This window comes from Hydrocarboniphaga sp. (assembly GCF_965279055.1).
Lineage (GTDB): Bacteria > Pseudomonadota > Gammaproteobacteria > Nevskiales > Nevskiaceae > Hydrocarboniphaga.
This window is the reverse complement of the sequence record NZ_OZ257125.1, coordinates 1,598,430-1,618,587: the sequence shown is the minus strand read 5'-3', so window position 1 is coordinate 1,618,587 and position 20,158 is coordinate 1,598,430. Positions and strand designations below refer to the sequence as shown.

Sequence of the window (20,158 nt, the reverse complement as noted above, 5' to 3'; positions counted from 1 at the left end):
GTTCAGTCGCTGCAGCTTGCCGCATCCGGACACTGCAATGCCAGCCCGCACCGGGGCGTGGCATTTTGTCGGACACTGTGTCCAGTCTTTATGTTTGATTATTGCCCGGCGACTTGTTAGGTTTCGCTTCGACGCGTTCCGCGAGCGATCCGGAACGACGATAACGACCGCCGTCACGAACGGACGGGAGCTGGAGGAGAAAGCCTTGCTCGACAACGGTGGTTCTGCGCCCGCGATATCGATGCTGCCCTTGCAGCGCCTGTACCAGCACGAGCGGCAGCGGCCGCGGGCGATCTTCATGACCCAGCCGTTCGCCGACGGCCATGTCCGCGATTTCAGCTGGGCCGAGACCATGAACCAGAGCCGGCGCCTGGCCGCGCATCTGCTGGCTCAGAACTGGCCGGCCGGCTCGCATATCGCGCTGCTCGGCAAGAACAGCGCCTGGTGGTTCATCGCCGACTTCGCGATCTGGATGGCCGGCCACGTCAGCGTGCCGCTGTATCACACGCTGACGGCGCCCTCGATCCTCCAGATCGTCGAGCACAGCGAGTGCGTCGCCTGCTTCGTCGGCCGGCTCGACGACGATGCGGTCGTCGACGAGGGACTGCCGCCATCGATGTATCGCATGCGCATGCCGGACTCGCGCGGCGACGGCGGCGCCGCCTGGGACCAGATCCAGAAGCACACGCGGCCGCTCGAAACCCAGCCGCTGCGCGACGGCGACGACATCGCGACCATCGTCTACACCTCGGGCACCACCGGCGCGCCGAAAGGCGTGATGCACAGCTTCGCGACGCTGGCGCTGGTCAGCTCGATGTCGGTGCGCATGTTCGGCGCCAGCGCGTCCGACCGGCTGATCTCCTATCTGCCGCTGGCCCATATCGCCGATCGCGGCTTCTGCCAGCTGGCCTCGGTACAGACCGGCTGCCGCGTGTTTTTCGCGTTCGGCATCGATACCTTCGTCGCCGACATGCGCCGCGCCCGGCCGACCTTGTTCCTGTCGGTGCCGCGGCTGTGGACCAAGTTCCAGCAGGGCGTCAACGCGCAACTGCCGCAGGCCAAGCTGCAGCGGCTGCTGAAACTGCCGATCGTGAGCCGCATCGTCAGGAAGAAAATCCGGCGCGGCCTTGGCCTGGACGCGGTGCGCGTCGCATTTTCCGGCGCGGCGCCGACACCACCGGACCTGTTCCTCTGGTATCGCGCGCTCGGCATCGAGTTGCTCGAGGTCTACGGCATGAGCGAGAACTTCGGCATCTCCCACGTCGGCCGGCTCGGCCGCTATCGCCCCGACTTCATCGGCCCGGGCTGGGACGGCGTCGTCGCCCGCATCGCCGCCGACAGCGGCGAGCTGCAGATGAAATCGCCGGGCGCGATGCGCGGCTACTACAAGGCGCCGCAGGCCACTGCCGAGGCTTTCACCGCCGACGGCTACCTGAAAACCGGCGACCGCGGCGAGTTGTCCGCCGACGGCTTCCTGAAGATCACCGGCCGCATCAAGGAACAGTTCAAAACGGCCAAGGGCAAGTACGTGGTGCCGGCGCCGATCGAAAACCGGCTTTGCACGGCCGGCCGGATCGAAGCCTGCTGCGTCACCGGCGGCGACGCTTTGCCCGCGCCGCTGGCGATGGTGATGCTCGGCGCCGATGAACACGAGCGCTGCCTGCAGGACGAGACCACGCGCCGCACGACGACGGCCTGGCTCGAACAGCTGCTGGCCGAGGTCAACGCCGAACTCGAACGCCACGAGCGTCTCGCCTGCCTGGTGGTGACGCCGGAAGCCTGGACCGTGGCCAACGGCCTGGTCACGCCGACGATGAAAGTGCGGCGCAACCAAATCGACGAGCGTTACCGAAGCCGCATGCCGGACTGGTGCACGCAATCCGGCGCGGTGATCTGGGCGACACGGTAGTCCGAAACAAGCGTTGCTTTGTGCCAGTGAACGGCGCCGGCAGAGCGCCCGCTGCAAGGGAGAGTGGTGATGACCCGCAGGCCCGCGTTCGCGTATCCACTGCTGTGCGCCTTGCTGCTGACGATGGTCAGCATCGCGGCCTCGGCCAACGAATTCACTTTGCCCGGCTTCGACGACGAGCGCATCGACGGCGTGCTCAACACCACCTTCACCGCCGGCGTCGGCGTGCGCATGGAGAAGCCCGCCGACGACCTGATCGGCAAAGGCAATCTGCAGCCCGACGTCTGCGCCGGGCCGTATCAGGGCTGCCAGGGCCTGTTCCGCGATCAGAGCGCGCCGGCCAGCCGGCTGTCGCAGGTCAAAGGCGCGGCCGGCATGAACGGCGACAACGGCGATCTGAACTACCGGCAATACGACCTGTTCCAGGCGCCTTTCAAACTCGATTCCGACCTGACGCTGCGCTACGGCGATTTCGGTTTTTTCGGCCGCTTGCTGGCGTTTTACGACGTGGTCAACAACGACTTCACCGAGCACCATCCCGATCGCATCACCGCGCAGAACGCAGACTCGGTGGCGCGCTACGGCACGTTCCTGCCGGTGCCGCTGCTGCAGAACACCATCGGCAGCCTGCCGCCGGCGCTGCAACAGATCGTCGGCAATGTGCCGATCGCCGGCGGACGTTATTTCAGTGGCGGCGCGCAGGTGAACCGCCATCGCCGTGATGGCGAAGAGCTGCGCCAGGTGGGCACCGACCTGCAGGCGCTTGAAAGCTACTTGTTCGGCAACGTCGATGTCATGGATCGCACGGTGACGATGAAACTCGGCCGGCAGATCGTCAACTGGGGCGAGAGCACCTTGCTGGCACTGAACAGCGTCAACAACGCGAACCCGGTGAACGCGAACAACGTGTTCCGCGTCGGCACGCTGACGGAAGAAGCGTTCACGCCGATCAACATGGCCTACCTCAGCTTTCCGGTATTCGACAGCATCGTCGTCGAGGCCTACTACCAGCTCGAATGGAAGAACCTGGAGGCACCGACGCCGGGCAGCTATTTCTCGACGCAGGACATCGGCACCAATGGCACCGGCAAGACCATCAACCTGAGCTTCGGCGGATCGGCGGAAGACCCGGACTGCCTGTCCAAGCTGCTCGACAATCCGCTATCGCAGATCACGCCGACCTGCGTGACGATCAACCGCGTGCACGACATCGAGCCGCGCAGCAGCGGCCAGTTCGGCCTGAGCTTCCAGTACTACGCCGAAGGCATCAACAACGGCACGCAGTTCGCGGTCTACTACCAGCGCTATCACTCGCGAATACCGTATCTGAGCGTGTTTTCCTCGTATCCGAGCTGCGCGCGCGCCGGCGGCAACCCGCGCGGCAACGACGCCACCGACCTCGCCTCGTTCCTGCTCGACTGCCCCAACCTGCCGCTCCTCGCCAGCGAGCCGACCGAGGCGACCTCCGACGCGGTGCCGTTCCAGAGCGCCAAATTCGCGCTGGAATATCCGGAAGACATCGACATGTTCGGCTTCAGCTTCAACACCAACTTCGGCGATTACGCGGTGCAGGGCGAAGTCGCCTACCGACCGAACAAGCCGATGCAGGTCGACGCACACGACCTGGTGTTCGCGGCGTACGGCCCGACGCTGACCAACTGCAACAGCGCCGACGCCGGCTGCGCCGGCTCGCTGCTCGGCATCGGTTATCCGGAAGGCGCCGCGCCGCTCGGTGTTTACGGCAGCAGCGACTTCATTCCGGCCGCCGGCAACAGCGCCTACAACGACACCGTCGACCTGCGCATCGGCCACGTGCCCGGCTCGGCGCGTGCGTTTCCGAACTTCGTGATTCCGTACCGTGGCGGTATCGCCGGCCAGAATGCGGCCTGCTATCCCGAGCCCGGCAGTGCCGAGGACGCGGCCTACGGCTTCGATCGCTTCGACCATCCCTACTACGCCTACGACACCCGCAGTCCCTGCTACATCCGCGGCTACGAGCGCTTTCAGGATCTGAACTTCAATCTGGGTGCGACGCGCGTGTATGCGGCCACCGAAAATTTCCTGCACGCCGACCAGGTGATCCTGCTGTACGAAGCCGGCGCCGAATGGGTGCCGGACCTGCCCCGCCACGATCAGCTGGTACTGCAGGGACCGGCGACCGATACCTACGGCCCGACCGCGGGCGCCGATGGTTCCGGCGCCGACGGCTCGCAGCGCGCCTGTGCCGGCGCCAGCAACTGCTCGCTCGGCCCCGACGGCCTGCGCTTCAATCCGCATCAGCAGAGTTCGCGTGGTTTTCCTACCGCGTTTTCGTACGGCTACCGGATCATTTCGCAGACCAGCTACGAGAGCGTGTGGCCGAGCATCAGCCTGCGGCCGACGGTGATCTGGCGTCACGACGTCGGCGGCATTTCGCCGGGACCGGCGGGCAACTTCGTCCGCGGCCGCAAGGAGATCGACAGCATTCTGGAGATCCGCTATCGCGCCTCGCTGTCTTTGAATCTCGGCTACACCTGGTTCTGGGGCGGCGGCGCCTACAACACTTTGCGCGACCGCGATTTCGCGCAGGCTTTCGTCAAATACCAGTTCTAGGCACTGAGTTCGATCAGGCCCTGCGCGGCCTCGGACCGCTGCGCCGCGCAGGCCAGCGCCGCCTGCAGCGCCATCAGCGACAGCGCGGTCGACATCAGGCCGGCGCCGTCCTCGAACAGCGGTTCGCTGGCGCTCGCGGCCTGCTGATCCGGTACTTTCAGGCAGCGTGACGGCGGCCAGCCGCCGTCGCCGCGCTGGGCCTGCAGCAGCCGCTTCAGCAGGGCGGCATGCGGCGCGCCGGCGCGCAGCGCCATCAGCAGCAGGCTGGCGCGCTCCATCGCCGTCGCAGCTTCGCCCATGCTGCGCAGCTCGCGTTGCGCGGCCTCGATCACGTCGCGCGGAATGCCGCCGCTGGCCGCCAGGAACTCCAGCATCAGCGCGGCGGCGTAGCCGTCGAAGCTCCACCAGAACGAGGTCCACAGGCCGTCACGGTTGCGATGCGACAGCGCCCATTGCCGCAGCCGCGCAATCAGCGCCGCGTCGGCGCCGGACTCGATCAGCGCCAGGCCCAGCGCTGCGGTGACGTCGGCATGTTCCTGTATCCAGCGGCCATAACGCGGTGCGCTGGCGAAGGTGCGTGCGCCACCTTCGGCGCCGAGATAGGCCGCAAGACAATCGACAGCGTCGATCGGCATCGGCATGCCGATACGCGCGTACCAGCGGGTTGCCCAGGCGCTGGAATCGGCGTCGGTGGCGACCTTGTCGTTGTAACCCCAGCCGCTGACGCGACAGCTCGCCTCCAGCGCCGAAAGTCCGAGCGCGATCGGCTCGGCATGGCCGCAAGCAGCGCCGGAGAGCGCATGGCCGACGAAAGCCGTGACCCAGTCGCTGCCCGCGCCGGGCAGCAGCGCGTAGTCACGCCAGTAACCGTCAGGCTGCTGCCGGTCGACGAGATACTGCGCGCCACGCGTCATCGCCCGACGGATCGGGATCATGTGCATTTCGTTCATGGTCGAACTCGCTGATCTGCGGCCGTAGCGGCGCACCGAGATGCTCGGTGTCCAGACCGATGGGCCGGTAGTAAACCGTCATGCGCGGGCCGCCGTCGGCAGGCAGTTCCACGCCCAGGTACTGATGGATGCGGCGCGTACGCTGCGCCGGCAGTCCGCCGCTGACGATGCGGAACGCCGCATCGTCATAGGCCGGAAAATCGCGGCCGCGAAAACGCTGCAGCGCATCGAGCGCGGCGAGATCGTCGTCGTAGAGCCGCGCGATGCAGACGTCGAGCTTGATCGCGCGCTGGCCGCCGGTCGAGCAGATCGACACCATCACCGTCGACAGGCCCTCACCGACCGCCTCGACTTCGCGCCGCAACCGCTGCAGCGTCGGCAGATGACGCTCGCCTGAAATGTCCTGCGAAGCCGCGACGATCGCATCCCAGCCGAGGCTGCGAGCGCCCCAGTAGAACTTGCTGCGCACGACACCGCCGGCGCCGAAGTCGACGCCGATCACGCGCATCGCATCGATGCCGCTGGCCGGACAGGCGCGCTTCCAGTCTGCAAGCGCGCCTTCATCGCGCAGCAGCGCGGCGACTTCGTCGAGGCGCGCGCCGCGTTGCTCAGTCGGCGTCGCATGCAGATCGAAATAGGTCTTCACCACCGGCGAGGCGCAGCCGAATTCGGTGGCGATGCCAAAGCGCAAAGCCGGCTGCGATGCCATTGCAGCATCGTCGTAGAAAGCATCGAACAGCGACTCGAACAGCGCGCCGCCATACGGCGCGCCGGCCGCATCCGAAGCACGCTGCAGTTGCTGCAGGCCCCAGCCGCGCAGCGCCGCCAGGCTCGCTGCGTCGGCCGGCCGCTTACGGATCACCTCGGCCAGCGCGCGCACCGTCGGCGCCCGATTCTGCCGATACGACATCGATAGCTCGCTGATGCCGGCGAGCCATTCGCCGGCATCGCTGCCACGCAGAAAAAGCCCGTCGATCAGCGCCTGGTCGCGCGCGCCGCGACCGCAGCGCGCGTGCGCGAGCAAGGCAGCCAGCCTTGCCTGCGCACGCGTCTGACGGTCGCCGGGATCGCGATCGAAGACCGGCTTCGAACGGGGGTTCCCGGCGCGCGATTTCACTGGAATTCCTTCCAGGTGCCGATCTCGATCTTCACCGAGTTGACCGGCTTGAGGCTGCCGGTCTTGTGGATGCGCAGCTCGTCGCAGCTGAACACCGCCGAGCCGTTGCCGACTTCCAGCGTGGCGCCGGCATTGATCGTGACCACGCGGTAGAAATACAGCGGCACGCGCACGGCCTTGATCAGCTGGCTCAGCAGCGGCACGTACTTGGAAACCGACGTCGAGTTGCCGTGCAGGTACTCGCGCGCCAGGGCCTTGACCGCCGTCCACTCGCGCGGCTTGAGCCGCTCGACCTGCAGCTTGTCGCGCAACAGCGCTTCGAGCACTTCGGCGTCCGGGAGCGTGCCGTAGATCGGGCGATCGTGGCCGAAGCGGCCGTCGTCGCTGCCGGTCCAACGCTTGAGCTGCGCGATCGATTCGGCGCTGAGCACGACCAGGCCGGGCTGCTCGCGATCGCGCTCGGCATTGAGCGCACGCGTCTGGCCGCGCGGCACGTCCAGATCGACGATGCGCTGCTGTCTGGCGTCGATGCCGTAGACCGCGAGGCGCTCTTCGAAGCTGCGCGGCTTGCTCTGGCTCGGCTTCAGCGTCGCCTCGATCACAGCGGGCTTGCTGGCGTCGACAACGGCGAGGCCGCGATACGTCTCGAAGCCGCGCGCGCGGATCTGCATCGAGTATTCGCCCGAGGGCAGATCGACGCTCAGATCCTTTTCGCTGCGCACCTTGATCACGTGCTGGCGGCGCGCCTCGCTGCGATGCTCGGTGAAGTACAGGCTCAGGCTTTCGGGATGGGCGCCGCCCGACAGGCGCAGCTGCAGCTTGCCGCGACGCGGGCCGTAAGGCGGGCGCGGCAGGCCGGCGGCGATGTCGAGCACGCTGCGCGGCAGCACCGCGTCGATCACTTCGTTGTGGCCGGCGCGGCAGCGCAGCGCCTGCTCGCTGGAATAGACGATGCGCTGGTTGTCGACGTCGCGAATGACGATGTAGAGCTCGGGCGAGCGCTCGAACAGCTCGGCGAAATCCTTGCGCTCATAGGTGATTTCATAGCGGCCGTCGGCGCCGGTGATGGAGGTGCCGAGCACGTCGTCGAAGAACAGGTCCTTGTCGACCGCCTTGACGTGCAGTCCGCGCACGCCTTCGCCGGTCTCCTGCACGGAAACGGTTCCGGTAATTTTCAACATGATGTTTCTCCCACTGGTGTGATGCGATGGATGCGGAGGGGTTTGGATCGGATGCGTCTGCGGCGACTGGCGCTCAGACGTAGATCTGCAGCGAGCCGGCGGAGCCGTCGTTGCCGGACACCGAGCCGGCCGCACCTTCGGGGCCTTCGCTGCCGCCGGTGGAGCGCTCGCCGCTGGCGCCGCGACGGCCGCCGAGACCGCCCGGACCACCGCGGCCGCCCGGCCCCTTGCCGCCCTTGAAGCCCTGGGAAAACGCGATGTTGACGTTGTTCAGATCGATGTTGTCCGGGTTCTCGACGTAAAGATTGATGTCGCTGGCGTTGCCGCCGTTGCCACCGCTGCCGCCGACACCGCCGGCGCCACCGCGCCCGCCCTTGCCACCGTTGCCCGGCGACACATCGCCGTCACCGTTGCCGCCGTCCTGGCCTTCGCCGCCGCCGCCGCCGATGCCGCCTTTCTGGCCGCGCGCGCCATTGCCGCCACGCACCGTGACGCCGAAGAAGCCGTCGATGAACGTGGTGATATGGATGTCGATGCTCGGCGGCGTATTGCCGCCGTTGAGGCCGTCCTGGCCGCTGAAACCGGCGTCGCCGGTGATGCCATCCTGGCCGTTGGCGGCGCCGTCGTCGCCGCTCGGCCAGCCGTTGTCATGGCCGTCGCTGGCGCGCGGCGTGATCTTCGGTTTGGCCTCCGGATGCTGATCGCTGCCGAAATCGGCCAACGCCGGCGCGTCGATTCCCTTGACTGTGATTCCCATCGTGTTTCTCCTGTGTACGAACGGCACAAGTCGCCGTTCAACAAGCAGGACGTGATCGGTGGGAAAAGCAGCTCATCGATGCGTGAAGCAGCGCACATTGGCCGGCGCCACGGGCAGAGCGCAGGAGCAGGCCTGCCCACGACCGCGGCTTAGCGGACCCTGTCGCGGACAGGGTCCGCTCCTACCGGTGCAGCAAATGAAAAGGCCGGGCAAAGCCCGGCCTTTGTGTACCGCGATACCGCTTTAGCCGACCCGCTCCAGCACCGTCGCCACGCCCATGCCCATGCCGATGCACATCGTCGCGACGCCGTAGCGCGCGTTCTTCTCGGCCAGCACATGCGCCAGCGCGCCGGTGATGCGCGCGCCCGAGCAACCCAGCGGATGGCCCAGTGAAATGGCGCCGCCCTTGATGTTGATGCGGTCCATGCGGTCGCCGAGCTTGAGGTCCTTGATCACCGCCAGCGACTGCGCCGCAAAGGCCTCGTTGAGCTCGAAGTAGTCGACGTCCTTGATGTCGACGCCGGCGGCCTTCAGTGCCTTCTGCGTCGCCGGCACCGGGCCGATGCCCATGATCGACGGATTGCAGCCGGCGGCGGCCATGCCGATGATGCGCGCCAGCGGCTTCAGGCCCAGCGCCTTGGCCTTGTCCTCGCTCATGATCAGCGTCGCCGACGCACCGTCGGAAATCGCAGAGCTGTTGCCGGCGGTGACGCTGCCCCTGGGATTGAACACCGGCTTCAGCGCCAGCAGGCTTTCCAGGTTGGCGTCGGGGCGCACCACTTCGTCGAAGTCGACGATGATCGGCGCGCCGTCGGCATCGTGGCCCGGGGTGCCGACCATCTGGTTCTTGAACTCGCCGTTCTTCCAGGCGGCGTAAGCCTTCTGGTGCGAGGCCAGCGCGAATTCGTCCTGGCTCTTGCGGTCGATCTGATGCGTCTGCGTCAGCATCTCGGCGGTCAGGCCCATGCTGCCGGCGGCCTTGGCGGTCAGCACCGACAGCTCCGGCGCGCCGTCGAAGCCGAAGGCCATCGGCAGATGGCCCATGTGCTCGACGCCGCCGGCGATAAAGGTGTCGGCGATGCCGGCCTGGATCTGAGCGGCGGCGATGTGGATCGCGGACATGCTCGAGCCGCACAGGCGGTTCACGGTCTGGCCCGGCACGCTCTGCGGCAGGCCGGCCAGCAGCAGCGCATTGCGCGAGATGTTGTAGCCCTGTTCCAGCGTCTGGATCACGCAACCCCAGATCACGTCTTCGATGTCGGCGGGCTTCAGCGCCGGGTTGCGCTTGAGAAGTTCGGCGATCAGATGCGCCGACAGCGCCTCTGCACGCACGTTGCGAAACACACCGGCCTTGGAGCGGCCCATCGGCGTGCGGATCGCATCGACGATAACTGCATGAGTCATTTTGTTACTCCAGCGTGAGCGCGGGGCTCACTACAGAAATACAGAAAATATTGAGGAGCAAGCCGAGGGCTTACTTGGAATAGAAAGTCTTGCCTTCGGCGGCCATCTTCTTCATCGATTCCGTGGGCTGATACAGCTTGCCCAGGTGCGCGTACTTCTCGCACTTCTCGATGAGGGTCTTCAGGCCGACGGTGTCGGCGTACTTCAGCGCGCCGCCACGGAACGGCGGGAAGCCGACGCCGTAGACCAGGCCCATGTCGGCCTCGGCCGGCGTCTCGACGATGCCGTCGTCGAGGCAGCGCACCGTCTCGATGATCATCGGCAGCATGTGGCGGTCGATGATGTCTTCATCCGTCATGTCGGTCTGGCCGTTCGGCTGCGCCGCTTTCAGCAGCTCGTACGATGCCGGATCGGCGGTCTTCTTCGGCTTGCCCTTGGGATCGGTTTCGTACTTGTAGAAGCCGACGCCGTTCTTCTGGCCATAGCGCTTGGCCTCATACATCACGTCGAGCGCGGTCTTGCCTTCGGCATGGCCCATGCGGTCCGGATAGCCTTCGGCGAGCACGTCGCCAACGTGGTGGCTGGTGTCCATGCCGACCACGTCCTGCAGGTAGGCGGGGCCCATCGGCCAGCCGAACTTCTCCATCACCTTGTCGACCTTGACGAAGTCGGCACCGTCGCGGATCGCGCCGAAGAAGCCGAAGAAGTAAGGGAACAGGATGCGGTTGACCAGGAAGCCCGGGCAGTTCTTCACCACGATCGGCGTCTTGCCCATCGTCGCGGCGTAGGCAACCGTGGTCGCGATCGCTTCCTTGCTGGTCTTGCTGGCGTAGATCACTTCGACCAGCGGCATCTTGTGCACCGGATTGAAGAAGTGCATGCCGAGGAAGTTTTCCGGGCGCTTCAGCGCGCCGGCCAGTTCTTCGATCGAGATCGACGAGGTGTTGGACGCGATGATCGTGGTGTCGCTTACCGCGGCTTCGGCTTCGGCGAGCACCGCCTTCTTGATCTTCGGGTTCTCGGTGACCGCCTCGACGATGATGTCGATGTCCTTGAACTCGCTATAGCTCAGCACCGGGCGGATCGACGACAGCATCTTGCCGGCTTTTTCCGGAGTCAGGCGCTTGCGCTCCACTTCCTTGGACAGCAGCTTGTTGGCTTCGCCCATGCCTAAGTCCAGCGCCTTTTCGGCGATGTCCTTCATCGTGATCGGCACGCCCTTGGACGCGCTGGTGTAGGCGATGCCGCCGCCCATGATGCCGGCGCCGAGCACCGCCGCATGCTTGACCGGCCTGGCGATCTTGGTCGCGCTCTTGGCCTTCTTCTTCAGCAGCTGGTCGTTGAGGAAGATGCCGATCAGCGCGTTGCTGACCGTGGTCTTGGCGAGCTTGGCGAAGGCCGCGCCTTCGATCTTCAACGCGTCGTCACGGCCCTTGGAAGCGGCCTTCTGGATCGCGGTGACCGAGGCCAGCGGCGCCGGCATGTTCGGGCCGGCCTGGCCGGCGATGAAACCCTTGGAGGTTTCGAACACCATCATCGATTCGATCTGGTTGAGCTTCAGCGGGCCCTTCTTCTGCTCGCGCCGCGCCTTCCAGTCGAGCGCACCGATGATTGCCAGATTCAGCGTCCGCAGCGCCGCCTCGCGCAGCTTGTCACCGGCGACCACGCCGTCGACCGCGCGGACTTTCAGCGCCGCGTCGGCCTTCTGCTGCTTGCCTGACGCAATCCATTCGATTGCGTTATCGGCACCGGTCAAACGCGCCATACGCACCGTGCCGCCGAAGCCCGGGATCAGGCCGAGCTTCACTTCCGGGAAACCGATCTGCGCGTCGGCCGCGATCACGCGGTAGTCCGAGCACAGGCACATTTCGAAGCCGCCGCCGAGCGCGATGCCGTTGATCGCGGTGACGCTGGGCACCGGCAGATCTTCGATCGCGTTGAACGACTGGTTCGCGTTCAGCGCCCAGGCCGCGAGATCTTCCTCGGGCATCTGGAAGCTGGTACCGAACTCGGTGATGTCGGCGCCGACGATGAACACGCTCTTGGCGCTGGTCACCAGCAGACCCTTGATCGAGCTGTCGGCGCGGATGGCGGCGGCAGCGGCGGCGAGTTCTTCGACGGTGCGCTGGTCGAACTTGTTGATCACGTCTTGCTCGCGATCGAAACACAGTTCGGCGATGGCGCCGTCCAGCTTCGTCACGCGGATGGATTGGCCTTGGAACATGGCGGGAGCAGACTCCTGTGGTTTTTGAAATCGATCCGCTGCATCGGCGATGGCGCCAGACGCAGCCATACTCGACGGTATGGAGTGGGGCCGGCATCATAGCGCCGGCCCGCTACAGCCGTAAACAAAGCCGAAGCCAAGCCTGACGACGCGCGATGAGCGCAAGGTGACGCGAGCGCGTGCTTGCACCTACACTGCTCCTTCATCACCGTGTAACGAATGAGGAATGCGCCTTGAAAGCAAAACATCGCCTGGACCAGCTGAAGAAACAGTTCGATCGCATGCGCAAGGACTCTCTCGCCGCGCTGGGCACCAACAACGAGGCGGTCTACGCCGGCCTGCAGAAGTTCGCCGAAAAGGAGCTCAAGGCCTTGCATGAATACTGCGAAGGCGCGCTCGGCTCGCTGCGCGAGCAGAAGAAGAGCGGCATCCAGACCATCGTCCAGACTCAGCTCGACCTGCTGCAGGACACCGTAACGCGCTTGGTCGCGAACGCGCGTGAGTCGATGGATATCGTCACCGGCGCCGGCAAGAGCGCGCCGGCCGCCGCCGCACCGGTAACGCCGGCCAAGAAAGCCGCGCCGAAGAAAGCCGCTGCCAAGAAAGCAGTTCCGGCTAAGAAAGCGGCTCCGGCCAAGAAAGCACCGACGGTGAAGAAGACTGCCAAGCGCGCATCGGCAAAGAAGACGGCCGGCTGATCGCGGCGTCCCGCGTCGCCGCAAGGCCCGCCCGCGCCCCGCGCCGGCGGGCTTTCATTTGCCCCGTCGCCCACTTTGCATTTCAGCTGAAGCGTCCATGTCACTGTCGTTAGAACAAGGCACCGAACTCTGTCGCCTGCTGGCCGATCCCAGCCGCTGCCGGCTGCTGTTGCTGCTCGAGGCCTACGAGCTGTCGGTCGCCGAACTCACCGACATCACCGGGCTGGCGCAGAGCCGTGTCTCCACGCATTTGTCGCGCCTCAAGCGCGCAGCGCTGGTGCAGGACAAGCGTGTCGGCAGCGCCGCGCTGTATTCCGCCAGCGGCAATGGCGGCGCGGCCGGCGAGCTGTGGGCGCATCTGCGCGGCCAGATCGACGACCGGCAGACGCGCATCGATCGCGAGCGTGCCGAAGAAGTGGTGCTGGCACGCAAGCATGGCCAGACCTGGGCCGAATCGGTCGCCGGGCGCATGGAGCTGCACTACTCCCCGGGCCGGACCTGGGAGGCGACCGCACGCGCGCTGATCGGCTTGCTGGAACTCGGCGATGTGCTCGATCTCGGCTCCGGCGACGGCGTGCTCAGCGAACTGATCGCCAGCCATGCGCGCCACGTTACCTGCGTCGACGTCAGCGCCACCGTCGTCGCGGCGGCGCGCCGGCGTCTGGCCAACTTCGGCAATGTCAGCGTCGAGGAAGGCGACATGCACGCGCTGCCTTTCGCCGACGCGCGCTTCGACCACGTGTTCGCGATGCATGCACTGCCGTACAGCGTGCATCCGGACGCGATGCTGAAAGAAGTCGCGCGCGTGCTCAAACCCGGCGGCAGACTGATCGTCGCGACCTTGGGCGAGCATCATCACGAAGAGGCGATGCGTGCCTACGATCACGTGAATCTCGGCCTGTCGCCGACGGCCTTGCAGAGCTTGCTGGAAGGCGCGGGCCTGAGGGTGGAATCCTGCCGCGTGACCTCGCGCGAAACGCGGCCGCCGTATTTCGAGGTGGTCACGGCGCTGGCGTCGAAATAACCATCGACTGTAGGAGCGGGCTTGCCCGCGACTGTGCCGGTGGGGCCTCAGTCGCGGCCAAGGCCGCTCCTACAGGTGCAGCTAGAGCGAGCTAATGCAGCTCCTCACTCCAGATCAGCTTGCCGCCCGACTTCTTGTCGATGATCTTCAGGCGGTCCTGGTGCGCGGCCACTTCGTCGTCGGTCGCGATCACCACCAGCAGCGGCACATCGACCGGCGCGGCCAGCAGGTCGACGAAGCGCGAGCGGCGGGCGCTGCCGGCGCGCGAGCTGTCGTCGAGCATCAGCGCCGACTGGCCGCCGGTCATCGCCAGGTAAACGTCGGCGAGCAGACCGGCGTCGAGCAGCGCGCCGTGGTGTTCGCGATGCGAGGCATCCACCGCGTAGCGCCGGCACAGCGCGTCCAGATTCACTTTCTGGCCCGGGTGCAGGCGCCGCGCCATCGTCACGGTGTCGATCACCGTGCACACGTCGAGCAGCCTGCCGCCGATGCCGGCACGGCGGAATTCCTCGTCGAGAAAGCCGATGTCGAAACTGGCGTTGTGGATGATCAGCTCGCTGCCGGCCAGATAATCCCAAAGCTGTTGCGCCAGCTCCCTGAACTTGGGCTTGTCGGCGAGGAAGCGCATGCTGATGCCGTGCACCGCCTCGGCGCCCGGATCGATGTCCTTGTCCTCGGGATGCACGTAGTGATGAAAGTTTTCGCCGGTCGGCCTGCGGTTGCGCAGTTCGACGCAGCCGATCTCGATCACGCGATGGCCGAGGCTGACTTCCAGGCCGGTGGTTTCGGTATCGAGGACGATCTGGCGCATGCGCCGAAGTTTACCCGTTTAAGCGCACGCGCTCGACCAGAAAATCGAGGAACACCCGCACCCGCGCCGGCTGATGACCGCTGCGGCTGCGATACACCGCGTGCAGCGGTTCGATGTCGCCGGGGTTGCAGCCTTCGAGCAGCGCGACCAGACGCCCGGCCTGCAGATCGGCCTCGACATGGAAGCGCGACAGCCGCGCGATGCCGGCGCCGGCCAGCACCATCAGCTTCAGGCTTTCGCCATCGCCGGTGCGCGCATTGCCGCTGACCGGCAAGCCGACGACGCTGCCGTTGCTGTGCCGCAGCGGCCAGCTCTCGGTGCTGTGCGGAAAATTGAAACCGAGCCGGTTGTGCTTCTCCAGCTGCTTCAGGTTGCGCGGCGTGCCGACACGCTCCAGATACGCCGGCGCGGCGACGATGACCTTGCGGCTGTCGCCGAGATGGCGTGCGACCAGGGTCGACGACGGCAGCTCGCCATGACGGATGGCGACGTCGGCCGGCTCCTCGTGCAGATCGATCACCGCGTCGTTCAGCTGCAGGTCGATGCAGACCTGCGGATAGCGCTCCAGGAACAGCGGCAGCAGCGGCGCCAGGCAGTTGAGCCCGAACGGCACGCTGCAATTGACGCGCACCCGGCCGCGCGCATCGGCGCCGGCGGCCGCGCCGCGCTCGGCTTCATCGATGTCGCCGAGGATGCGCGCGCTACGCTCGTAGAAGGCCTGGCCTTCCGGCGTCAGCTGCAGCTTGCGTGTCGAGCGGTGGAACAGCCGCGCGCCGAGCCGCGTCTCCAGTCGAGACACCAGCTTGCTGATCGCCGACGGCGTCATCCTCAGTTCGCGCGCCGCCGCCGAAAAGCCGCCGCGCTCGACCACACGCACCAGCGCCTCCATTTCCCCGCTGCGATTCACTTCGATCCGTGGCATGTGACTTCAACTCATCAATGCTTTTACTTGTGGAATGCTAGTCAGATGCGTGTCGCGACCACAAGCTGGCGCCAGGTTTTCCCAGGAACAGCGCAATGCCCCTCGCCCTCTACGCCCTCACCGCCGGTGCCTTCGGCATCGGTGTCACCGAATTCGTCATCATGGGTCTGCTGCTCGATGTCGGCCGCGATCTCGGCGTCACGATTTCGGCGGCCGGCCTGCTGATTTCCGGCTACGCGCTCGGCGTCGTCGTCGGCGCGCCGCTGCTGACCGTGATCACCGGCAGCTGGCCGCGCAAGAGCGTGCTGCTGGCGCTGATGCTGGTGTTCACCATCGGCAACGCCGCCTGCGCGCTGGCGCCGACTTATCCGCTGCTGATGGCGGCGCGCGTGCTGACCGCGTTCGCACACGGCAGTTTCTTCGGCGTCGGCTCGGTGGTCGCCGCCGGCCTGGTCGCCAAAGACAAGCAGGCTTCGGCGATCGCGATCATGTTCACCGGCCTGACCGTCGCCAACGTGCTCGGCGTGCCTTTCGGTACCTGGCTGGGCCAGCACTACGGCTGGCGCGCGACGTTCTGGGCGGTGAGCCTGGTCGGACTGGTCGCGCTGGCGGTGATCGCGCTAGCCGTCCCGCGTGACCGCAGCCAGCCCGAACCCAGCCATCTGCGCGACGATCTGCGCGTGCTCGCCCGTGGCCCGGTCTTGCTCGGCTTTGCGACCACCGCGCTCGGCTTCGCCGGCCTGTTCGTCGTGTTCACTTACATCGCGCCTCTGCTGACGCAGATCAGCGGCTTTTCCGACGCCGCGGTGTCACCGATCCTGCTGATCTTCGGCGGCGGCCTGGTGATCGGCAACCTGATCGGCGGCAAGCTCGCGGACCGGCAGTTGCGGCGCGCGATCCTCGGCAGCCTGCTGAGCCTGAGTGTGGTGCTGGCGCTGATGACGCTCGCGCTGCACTCCAGGCTCGCCGCGATCGCCTTCGTCGGCCTGCTCGGCGCCAGCGCGTTCGCAACCGTGCCGCCACTGCAGATCTGGGTCCTGCAGCAGGCACAGGGCGCAGGCCAGAGCCTGGCGTCGAGCTTCAACATCGCCGCGTTCAATCTAGGCAACGCGCTCGGCGCCTGGCTGGGCGGCAGCGTGATCGCGCACGGCCCGGGGCTGAATGCTCTGCCGTGGATCGCGGCGCTGCTGCCGCTGGCCGCGGCGGCGATGTGTGCGCCGCTGTTGCTGCGCGGCTCGCGAGTGGCGCTGTCGCCGGCGGTGTCGCCGTGAACCGCGTAGCGCTGGTGGTCGGCGCGCGCGGCGTGATCGGCGGCAATCTGATCGCACATCTGCAAACGCTTGGCGACTGGGACGTGATCGGCCTGTCGCGGCGCGGCGGCGACAACGGCGAGCGGCTGCAGCATATCGCGGTCGATCTGCTCGATTCCGAAGACGCGCGCGCCAAGTTGAGCGAGCTGAAAGACGTCACGCACATTTTCTACGCCGCGTACCAGGACCGCGCCAGCTGGGCCGAGCTGGTGCCGCCGAACCTGGCAATGCTGAAAAATGTCGTCGGCGCGGTCGAGCCGATCGCGCGCGATCTGCAGCACATCAGCCTGATGCAGGGCTACAAGGTCTACGGCGCGCATCTGGGTCCGTTCAAGACGCCGGCACGCGAGGACGATGCGCCGCACATGCCGCCGGAATTCAACGTCGATCAGCAGCAGTTTCTCGAGCAACGCCAGATCGGCAAAGCCTGGAGCTGGTCGGCGATCCGCCCCGCCGTGGTCGGCGGCATCGCGCTGGGTAACCCGATGAATCTGGCGATGCTGATCGCGGTCTACGCGTCGATCTGCAGAGAGCTGGGTCTGCCGCTGCGTTTCCCCGGCAAGCCCGGCGCCTACGACAAGCTGCTGGAATTCACCGACGCCGGCCTGCTGGCGCGCGCCACGCTGTGGGCCGCGACCGAGCCGCGCTGCGCCAACCAGGCGTTCAACATCAACAACGGCGACCTGTTCCGCTGGAGCGAGCTGTGGCCGAAAATCGCGCGCTACTTCGAGATCGAAACCGCGCCGCCGCTGCCGATGCAGCTGAGCCTGGTGATGGCCGACAAGGCACCGCTGTGGGACGCGATGCGCGAACGTCATCAGCTCGCGCCGCATTCATATGAAACGGTGGCGAGCTGGGGCTTCGGCGATTTCGTGTTCGGCTGGGATTACGACCTGTTCGCCGACGGCAGCAAGGCGCGGCGGTTCGGGTTTCACGAGTTCGTCGAAACCGAGGCGATGCTGTTCGGGCTGTTCGATCAGATGCGCGAGCAGCGGATCATTCCGTAGGCGCAATTGCGTCCCTCGATACGCCGCAAGCGGCTACTCGGGAGAAACGGGTGCCGCTAGGACTGACTCCGTTCCTCCCGAGTAGCGGGGCTTGCCCCGCGTATCGAGGGACACAACCAAGCTCAACCGCCGCCGACTCTCGCCGTCGCCTGGATGCAGCCCTTGTTCGCCAGCTGATCCGCCAGCTCGTTGCCGGGATCGCCGGCGTGGCCCTTGACCCAGCGCCATTCGATCTTGTGCTGCAGGCAGGCGGCGTCGAGCTTTTGCCAGAGGTCCTGGTTCTTGACCGCCTTGCCGTCGGCGGTGCGCCAGCCGCGGCGCTTCCAGTTCGGCAGCCACTCGTTCAGGCCTTTCATCACGTAGGTGGAATCGGTGTGCAGCAGCACTTCGCAGGGCTCGCGCAGCGAGTCCAGCGCCTGGATCGCCGCGGTCAGCTCCATTCGATTATTGGTGGTGCCGGCTTCGCCGCCACACAGTTGTTTCTCGGTGCCGTTATAGCGCAACACCGCGCCCCAGCCACCCGGACCCGGATTGCCCTTGCAGGCTCCGTCCGTATACATCACGACCGACTTCACTGAACCGGTGTCTCCACGGAATTGACTGCATTGTTGATCGCCGAATTGGCCGCCGAACTGGCCGCGGTGCCGGCACCGACGGCGCCGATCAGCGGCTTGACCTGCGCGCGCTGCGCGCGGCCGACGAAGTTCACCGGCAGCACGCGCTTCTTCGCCACCAGCAGATAGGACTCGGCCAAAGGCGCCAGCAGGCTGCCCAGGCTCCAGGTCTGGTTCTGCGAGCGTGATGCCAGCCACGGGAAGCCGACGCCGAAACGCCGCACTTCGGCGACCTCGAAATCCAGCAGCTCCAGCCAGTCCTGCAGACGGCCGATGCCGTAATAGCTGGACGGCGGCGGGAACGCGCGATAGCCCAGGCCCAGACGCTGGCGCATGACCCAGCCGCCGAGCGGATTGAAGCCGACCACGAACAGGCGGCCGCGGTCGGTCAGCACGCGCGCCGCCTCGCGCAGCACGTTGTGCGGCGCATGGGTAAATTCCAGCGTATGCGGCAGCACCACGCCGTCGACGCTCTTGCTCGCCACCGGCAACTGCTCCGGCGTCGCCAGCGCCTGCGCACCGAAGTCGCTGACCGTGCCGATCACCGCGCGATGCAGGGTTTCGGTGGACTGCAGCAGCTCGTCGCCGCGGCCCCAGGAGCCGATCTGCAGCATGTGGCGGCCGAACACCTCGGGCAGCACGCGCTTGAGCTCCTGCCGCTCCAGCTCCAGCTGGCGCTTGCCGCGCGCCGAGCGCAGCCATAGCGACAAGGTATAGCGATTGAACGGGCGGCTGGCGGAACGACCGAAGGAGAGCGGCATCGTTGACTCGTGCTGCTGGGACGCCGACCATCTTAACCATGTCAAAGCCACTGCGTTCTGAACCCTCCGTCGCCGCGCTGCAGGTGCACGCGATCCCGACCTTCAGCGACAACTACGTCTGGCTGCTGCAGCGCGGCTCGCGCGCAGTGCTGGTCGATCCCGGCGAAGCGCCGCCGGTGCAGCGCGCGCTGGACCAGCGCGGACTGCAGCTGGAGATGATCCTGGTCACGCACCATCACGGCGACCATGTCGGCGGGATTGCCCAGCTGGTCGGCGGCCGCACCATTCCGGTGCCGGGTCCACAGGCCGAGGCGGCGAAGATTCCCACCCTGACCCGGCTGCTGAACGACGGCGACGTCGTCGACCTGCTCGGCACGCAGGCCGAAGTGATCGCCGTGCCCGGCCATACGCTCGGCCACATCGCGTTTCATTTCCCGGCCGAGAAGCTGCTGTTCTGCGGGGATACGCTGTTCTCGGGCGGCTGCGGCCGGCTGTTCGAGGGCACGCCGGCGCAGATGCTGGCCTCGCTCAGCCGGCTCGCCGCGCTGCCCGAGGACACCGCGGTCTACTGTGCACACGAGTACACCCAGTCCAACCTCGCGTTCGCGCGGGCGGTGGAAGGCGGCAACCGCGAACTCGCCGACTATCGGGCCAGGGTCGACGCCTGTCGTAGCGCCGGCGAGCCCAGTCTGCCCAGCCGCATCGGAACCGAGCGCGCGATCAACCCCTTCCTGCGCACCGCTCAGGCCGGCATACGTGACGCGGTCGTCGCCCACGCCGGTGAAAAGCTGAACGACCAGACCGCAATATTTGCGGCGCTGCGCGCATGGAAGGACGGTTTTCGTCCAGCGGCCACGCCCTAGCGCCGGCACGGCGC

General features: G+C 66.5%; 17 protein-coding genes. 7 read left to right on the top strand and 10 right to left on the bottom strand.

Annotation, left to right across the window (positions count from 1 at the left end; translation table 11 throughout):
- The first annotated feature begins 205 nt into the window (after nucleotides 1–205).
- Both ACQZF9_RS07445 and ACQZF9_RS07440 read left to right on the top strand, forming a co-directional pair.
- On the top strand, nucleotides 206–1,909 hold the full coding sequence (locus ACQZF9_RS07445) for an AMP-binding protein (RefSeq protein ID WP_428312611.1): 1,704 nt from the start codon (nucleotides 206–208) through the stop codon (nucleotides 1,907–1,909).
- A 69-nt stretch (nucleotides 1,910–1,978) separates the two neighbouring features.
- On the top strand, nucleotides 1,979–4,501 hold the full coding sequence (locus ACQZF9_RS07440) for a DUF1302 family protein (protein WP_428312610.1): 2,523 nt from the start codon (nucleotides 1,979–1,981) through the stop codon (nucleotides 4,499–4,501).
- Here the strand turns inward: ACQZF9_RS07440 and ACQZF9_RS07435 are convergent.
- The 6 genes from ACQZF9_RS07435 to fadB all read right to left on the bottom strand — a co-directional run bounded on the left by ACQZF9_RS07435 (nucleotide 4,498) and on the right by fadB (nucleotide 12,134).
- Entirely contained in the window at nucleotides 4,498–5,451 is a 954-nt protein-coding gene (locus tag ACQZF9_RS07435; RefSeq protein WP_428312609.1) for a hypothetical protein, read from the bottom strand. The two genes, ACQZF9_RS07440 and ACQZF9_RS07435, sit on opposite strands and share 4 nt — an antisense overlap.
- Nucleotides 5,372–6,568, bottom strand: a complete 1,197-nt coding sequence (locus tag ACQZF9_RS07430) for a hypothetical protein (protein ID WP_428312608.1) — start codon at nucleotides 6,566–6,568, stop codon at nucleotides 5,372–5,374. The genes ACQZF9_RS07435 and ACQZF9_RS07430 overlap by 80 nt, the downstream gene beginning before the upstream one ends.
- Nucleotides 6,565–7,749, bottom strand: a complete 1,185-nt coding sequence (locus tag ACQZF9_RS07425; protein ID WP_428312607.1) for a hypothetical protein — start codon at nucleotides 7,747–7,749, stop codon at nucleotides 6,565–6,567. Before ACQZF9_RS07425 ends, ACQZF9_RS07430 begins: the two co-directional genes overlap by 4 nt.
- A gap of 73 nt (nucleotides 7,750–7,822) precedes the next feature.
- Complete coding sequence (locus ACQZF9_RS07420; RefSeq protein WP_428312606.1) at nucleotides 7,823–8,506, bottom strand: hypothetical protein; 684 nt, start codon at nucleotides 8,504–8,506, stop codon at nucleotides 7,823–7,825.
- 243 nt (nucleotides 8,507–8,749) lie between these two features.
- Nucleotides 8,750–9,910 carry an acetyl-CoA C-acyltransferase FadA gene (gene fadA, locus ACQZF9_RS07415; protein WP_428312605.1) on the bottom strand — a complete coding sequence of 387 codons (1,161 nt, stop codon included), beginning with the start codon at nucleotides 9,908–9,910 and terminating at the stop codon, nucleotides 8,750–8,752.
- A 70-nt stretch (nucleotides 9,911–9,980) separates the two neighbouring features.
- Complete coding sequence (fadB, locus tag ACQZF9_RS07410; protein ID WP_428312604.1) at nucleotides 9,981–12,134, bottom strand: fatty acid oxidation complex subunit alpha FadB; 2,154 nt, start codon at nucleotides 12,132–12,134, stop codon at nucleotides 9,981–9,983.
- A 233-nt stretch (nucleotides 12,135–12,367) separates the two neighbouring features.
- Between fadB and ACQZF9_RS07405 the strand changes: the two genes are divergently transcribed.
- On the top strand, nucleotides 12,368–12,832 hold the full coding sequence (locus tag ACQZF9_RS07405) for a phasin family protein (RefSeq protein WP_428312603.1): 465 nt from the start codon (nucleotides 12,368–12,370) through the stop codon (nucleotides 12,830–12,832).
- Between the two features lie 103 nt (nucleotides 12,833–12,935).
- Nucleotides 12,936–13,856: a metalloregulator ArsR/SmtB family transcription factor gene (locus ACQZF9_RS07400; RefSeq protein WP_428313386.1), complete on the top strand. Its 921-nt coding sequence runs from the start codon at nucleotides 12,936–12,938 to the stop codon at nucleotides 13,854–13,856.
- A 91-nt stretch (nucleotides 13,857–13,947) separates the two neighbouring features.
- Here ACQZF9_RS07400 and dnaQ read toward each other — a convergent pair whose 3' ends face one another.
- Together dnaQ and ACQZF9_RS07390 are read right to left on the bottom strand one after the other, a co-directional pair.
- Complete coding sequence (dnaQ, locus tag ACQZF9_RS07395; protein ID WP_428312602.1) at nucleotides 13,948–14,667, bottom strand: DNA polymerase III subunit epsilon; 720 nt, start codon at nucleotides 14,665–14,667, stop codon at nucleotides 13,948–13,950.
- A 10-nt stretch (nucleotides 14,668–14,677) separates the two neighbouring features.
- Nucleotides 14,678–15,589, bottom strand: a complete 912-nt coding sequence (locus ACQZF9_RS07390; RefSeq protein WP_428312601.1) for a LysR family transcriptional regulator — start codon at nucleotides 15,587–15,589, stop codon at nucleotides 14,678–14,680.
- 95 nt (nucleotides 15,590–15,684) lie between these two features.
- On the opposite strand from ACQZF9_RS07390, the gene ACQZF9_RS07385 reads away from it, so the two are divergent.
- Nucleotides 15,685–16,860: an MFS transporter gene (locus ACQZF9_RS07385; protein ID WP_428312600.1), complete on the top strand. Its 1,176-nt coding sequence runs from the start codon at nucleotides 15,685–15,687 to the stop codon at nucleotides 16,858–16,860.
- Nucleotides 16,857–17,906 (top strand): SDR family oxidoreductase, encoded by a 1,050-nt coding sequence (locus ACQZF9_RS07380; protein WP_428312599.1) that lies wholly within the window; start codon nucleotides 16,857–16,859, stop codon nucleotides 17,904–17,906. Before ACQZF9_RS07385 ends, ACQZF9_RS07380 begins: the two co-directional genes overlap by 4 nt.
- A gap of 122 nt (nucleotides 17,907–18,028) precedes the next feature.
- Here the strand turns inward: ACQZF9_RS07380 and rnhA are convergent, their stop codons facing one another.
- Together rnhA and ACQZF9_RS07370 are read right to left on the bottom strand one after the other, a co-directional pair.
- Nucleotides 18,029–18,466: a ribonuclease HI gene (gene rnhA, locus ACQZF9_RS07375; protein WP_428312598.1), complete on the bottom strand. Its 438-nt coding sequence runs from the start codon at nucleotides 18,464–18,466 to the stop codon at nucleotides 18,029–18,031.
- An 11-nt stretch (nucleotides 18,467–18,477) separates the two neighbouring features.
- A complete protein-coding gene (locus tag ACQZF9_RS07370; RefSeq protein ID WP_428312597.1) occupies nucleotides 18,478–19,281 on the bottom strand; it encodes a class I SAM-dependent methyltransferase in 804 nt (267 codons plus the stop codon).
- 38 nt (nucleotides 19,282–19,319) lie between these two features.
- Here ACQZF9_RS07370 and gloB point away from each other — a divergent pair, with 38 nt between their 5' ends.
- Nucleotides 19,320–20,144, top strand: coding sequence for a hydroxyacylglutathione hydrolase (gloB, locus tag ACQZF9_RS07365; RefSeq protein WP_428312596.1), 825 nt, complete (start codon nucleotides 19,320–19,322; stop codon nucleotides 20,142–20,144).
- Nucleotides 20,145–20,158 lie beyond the last annotated feature (14 nt).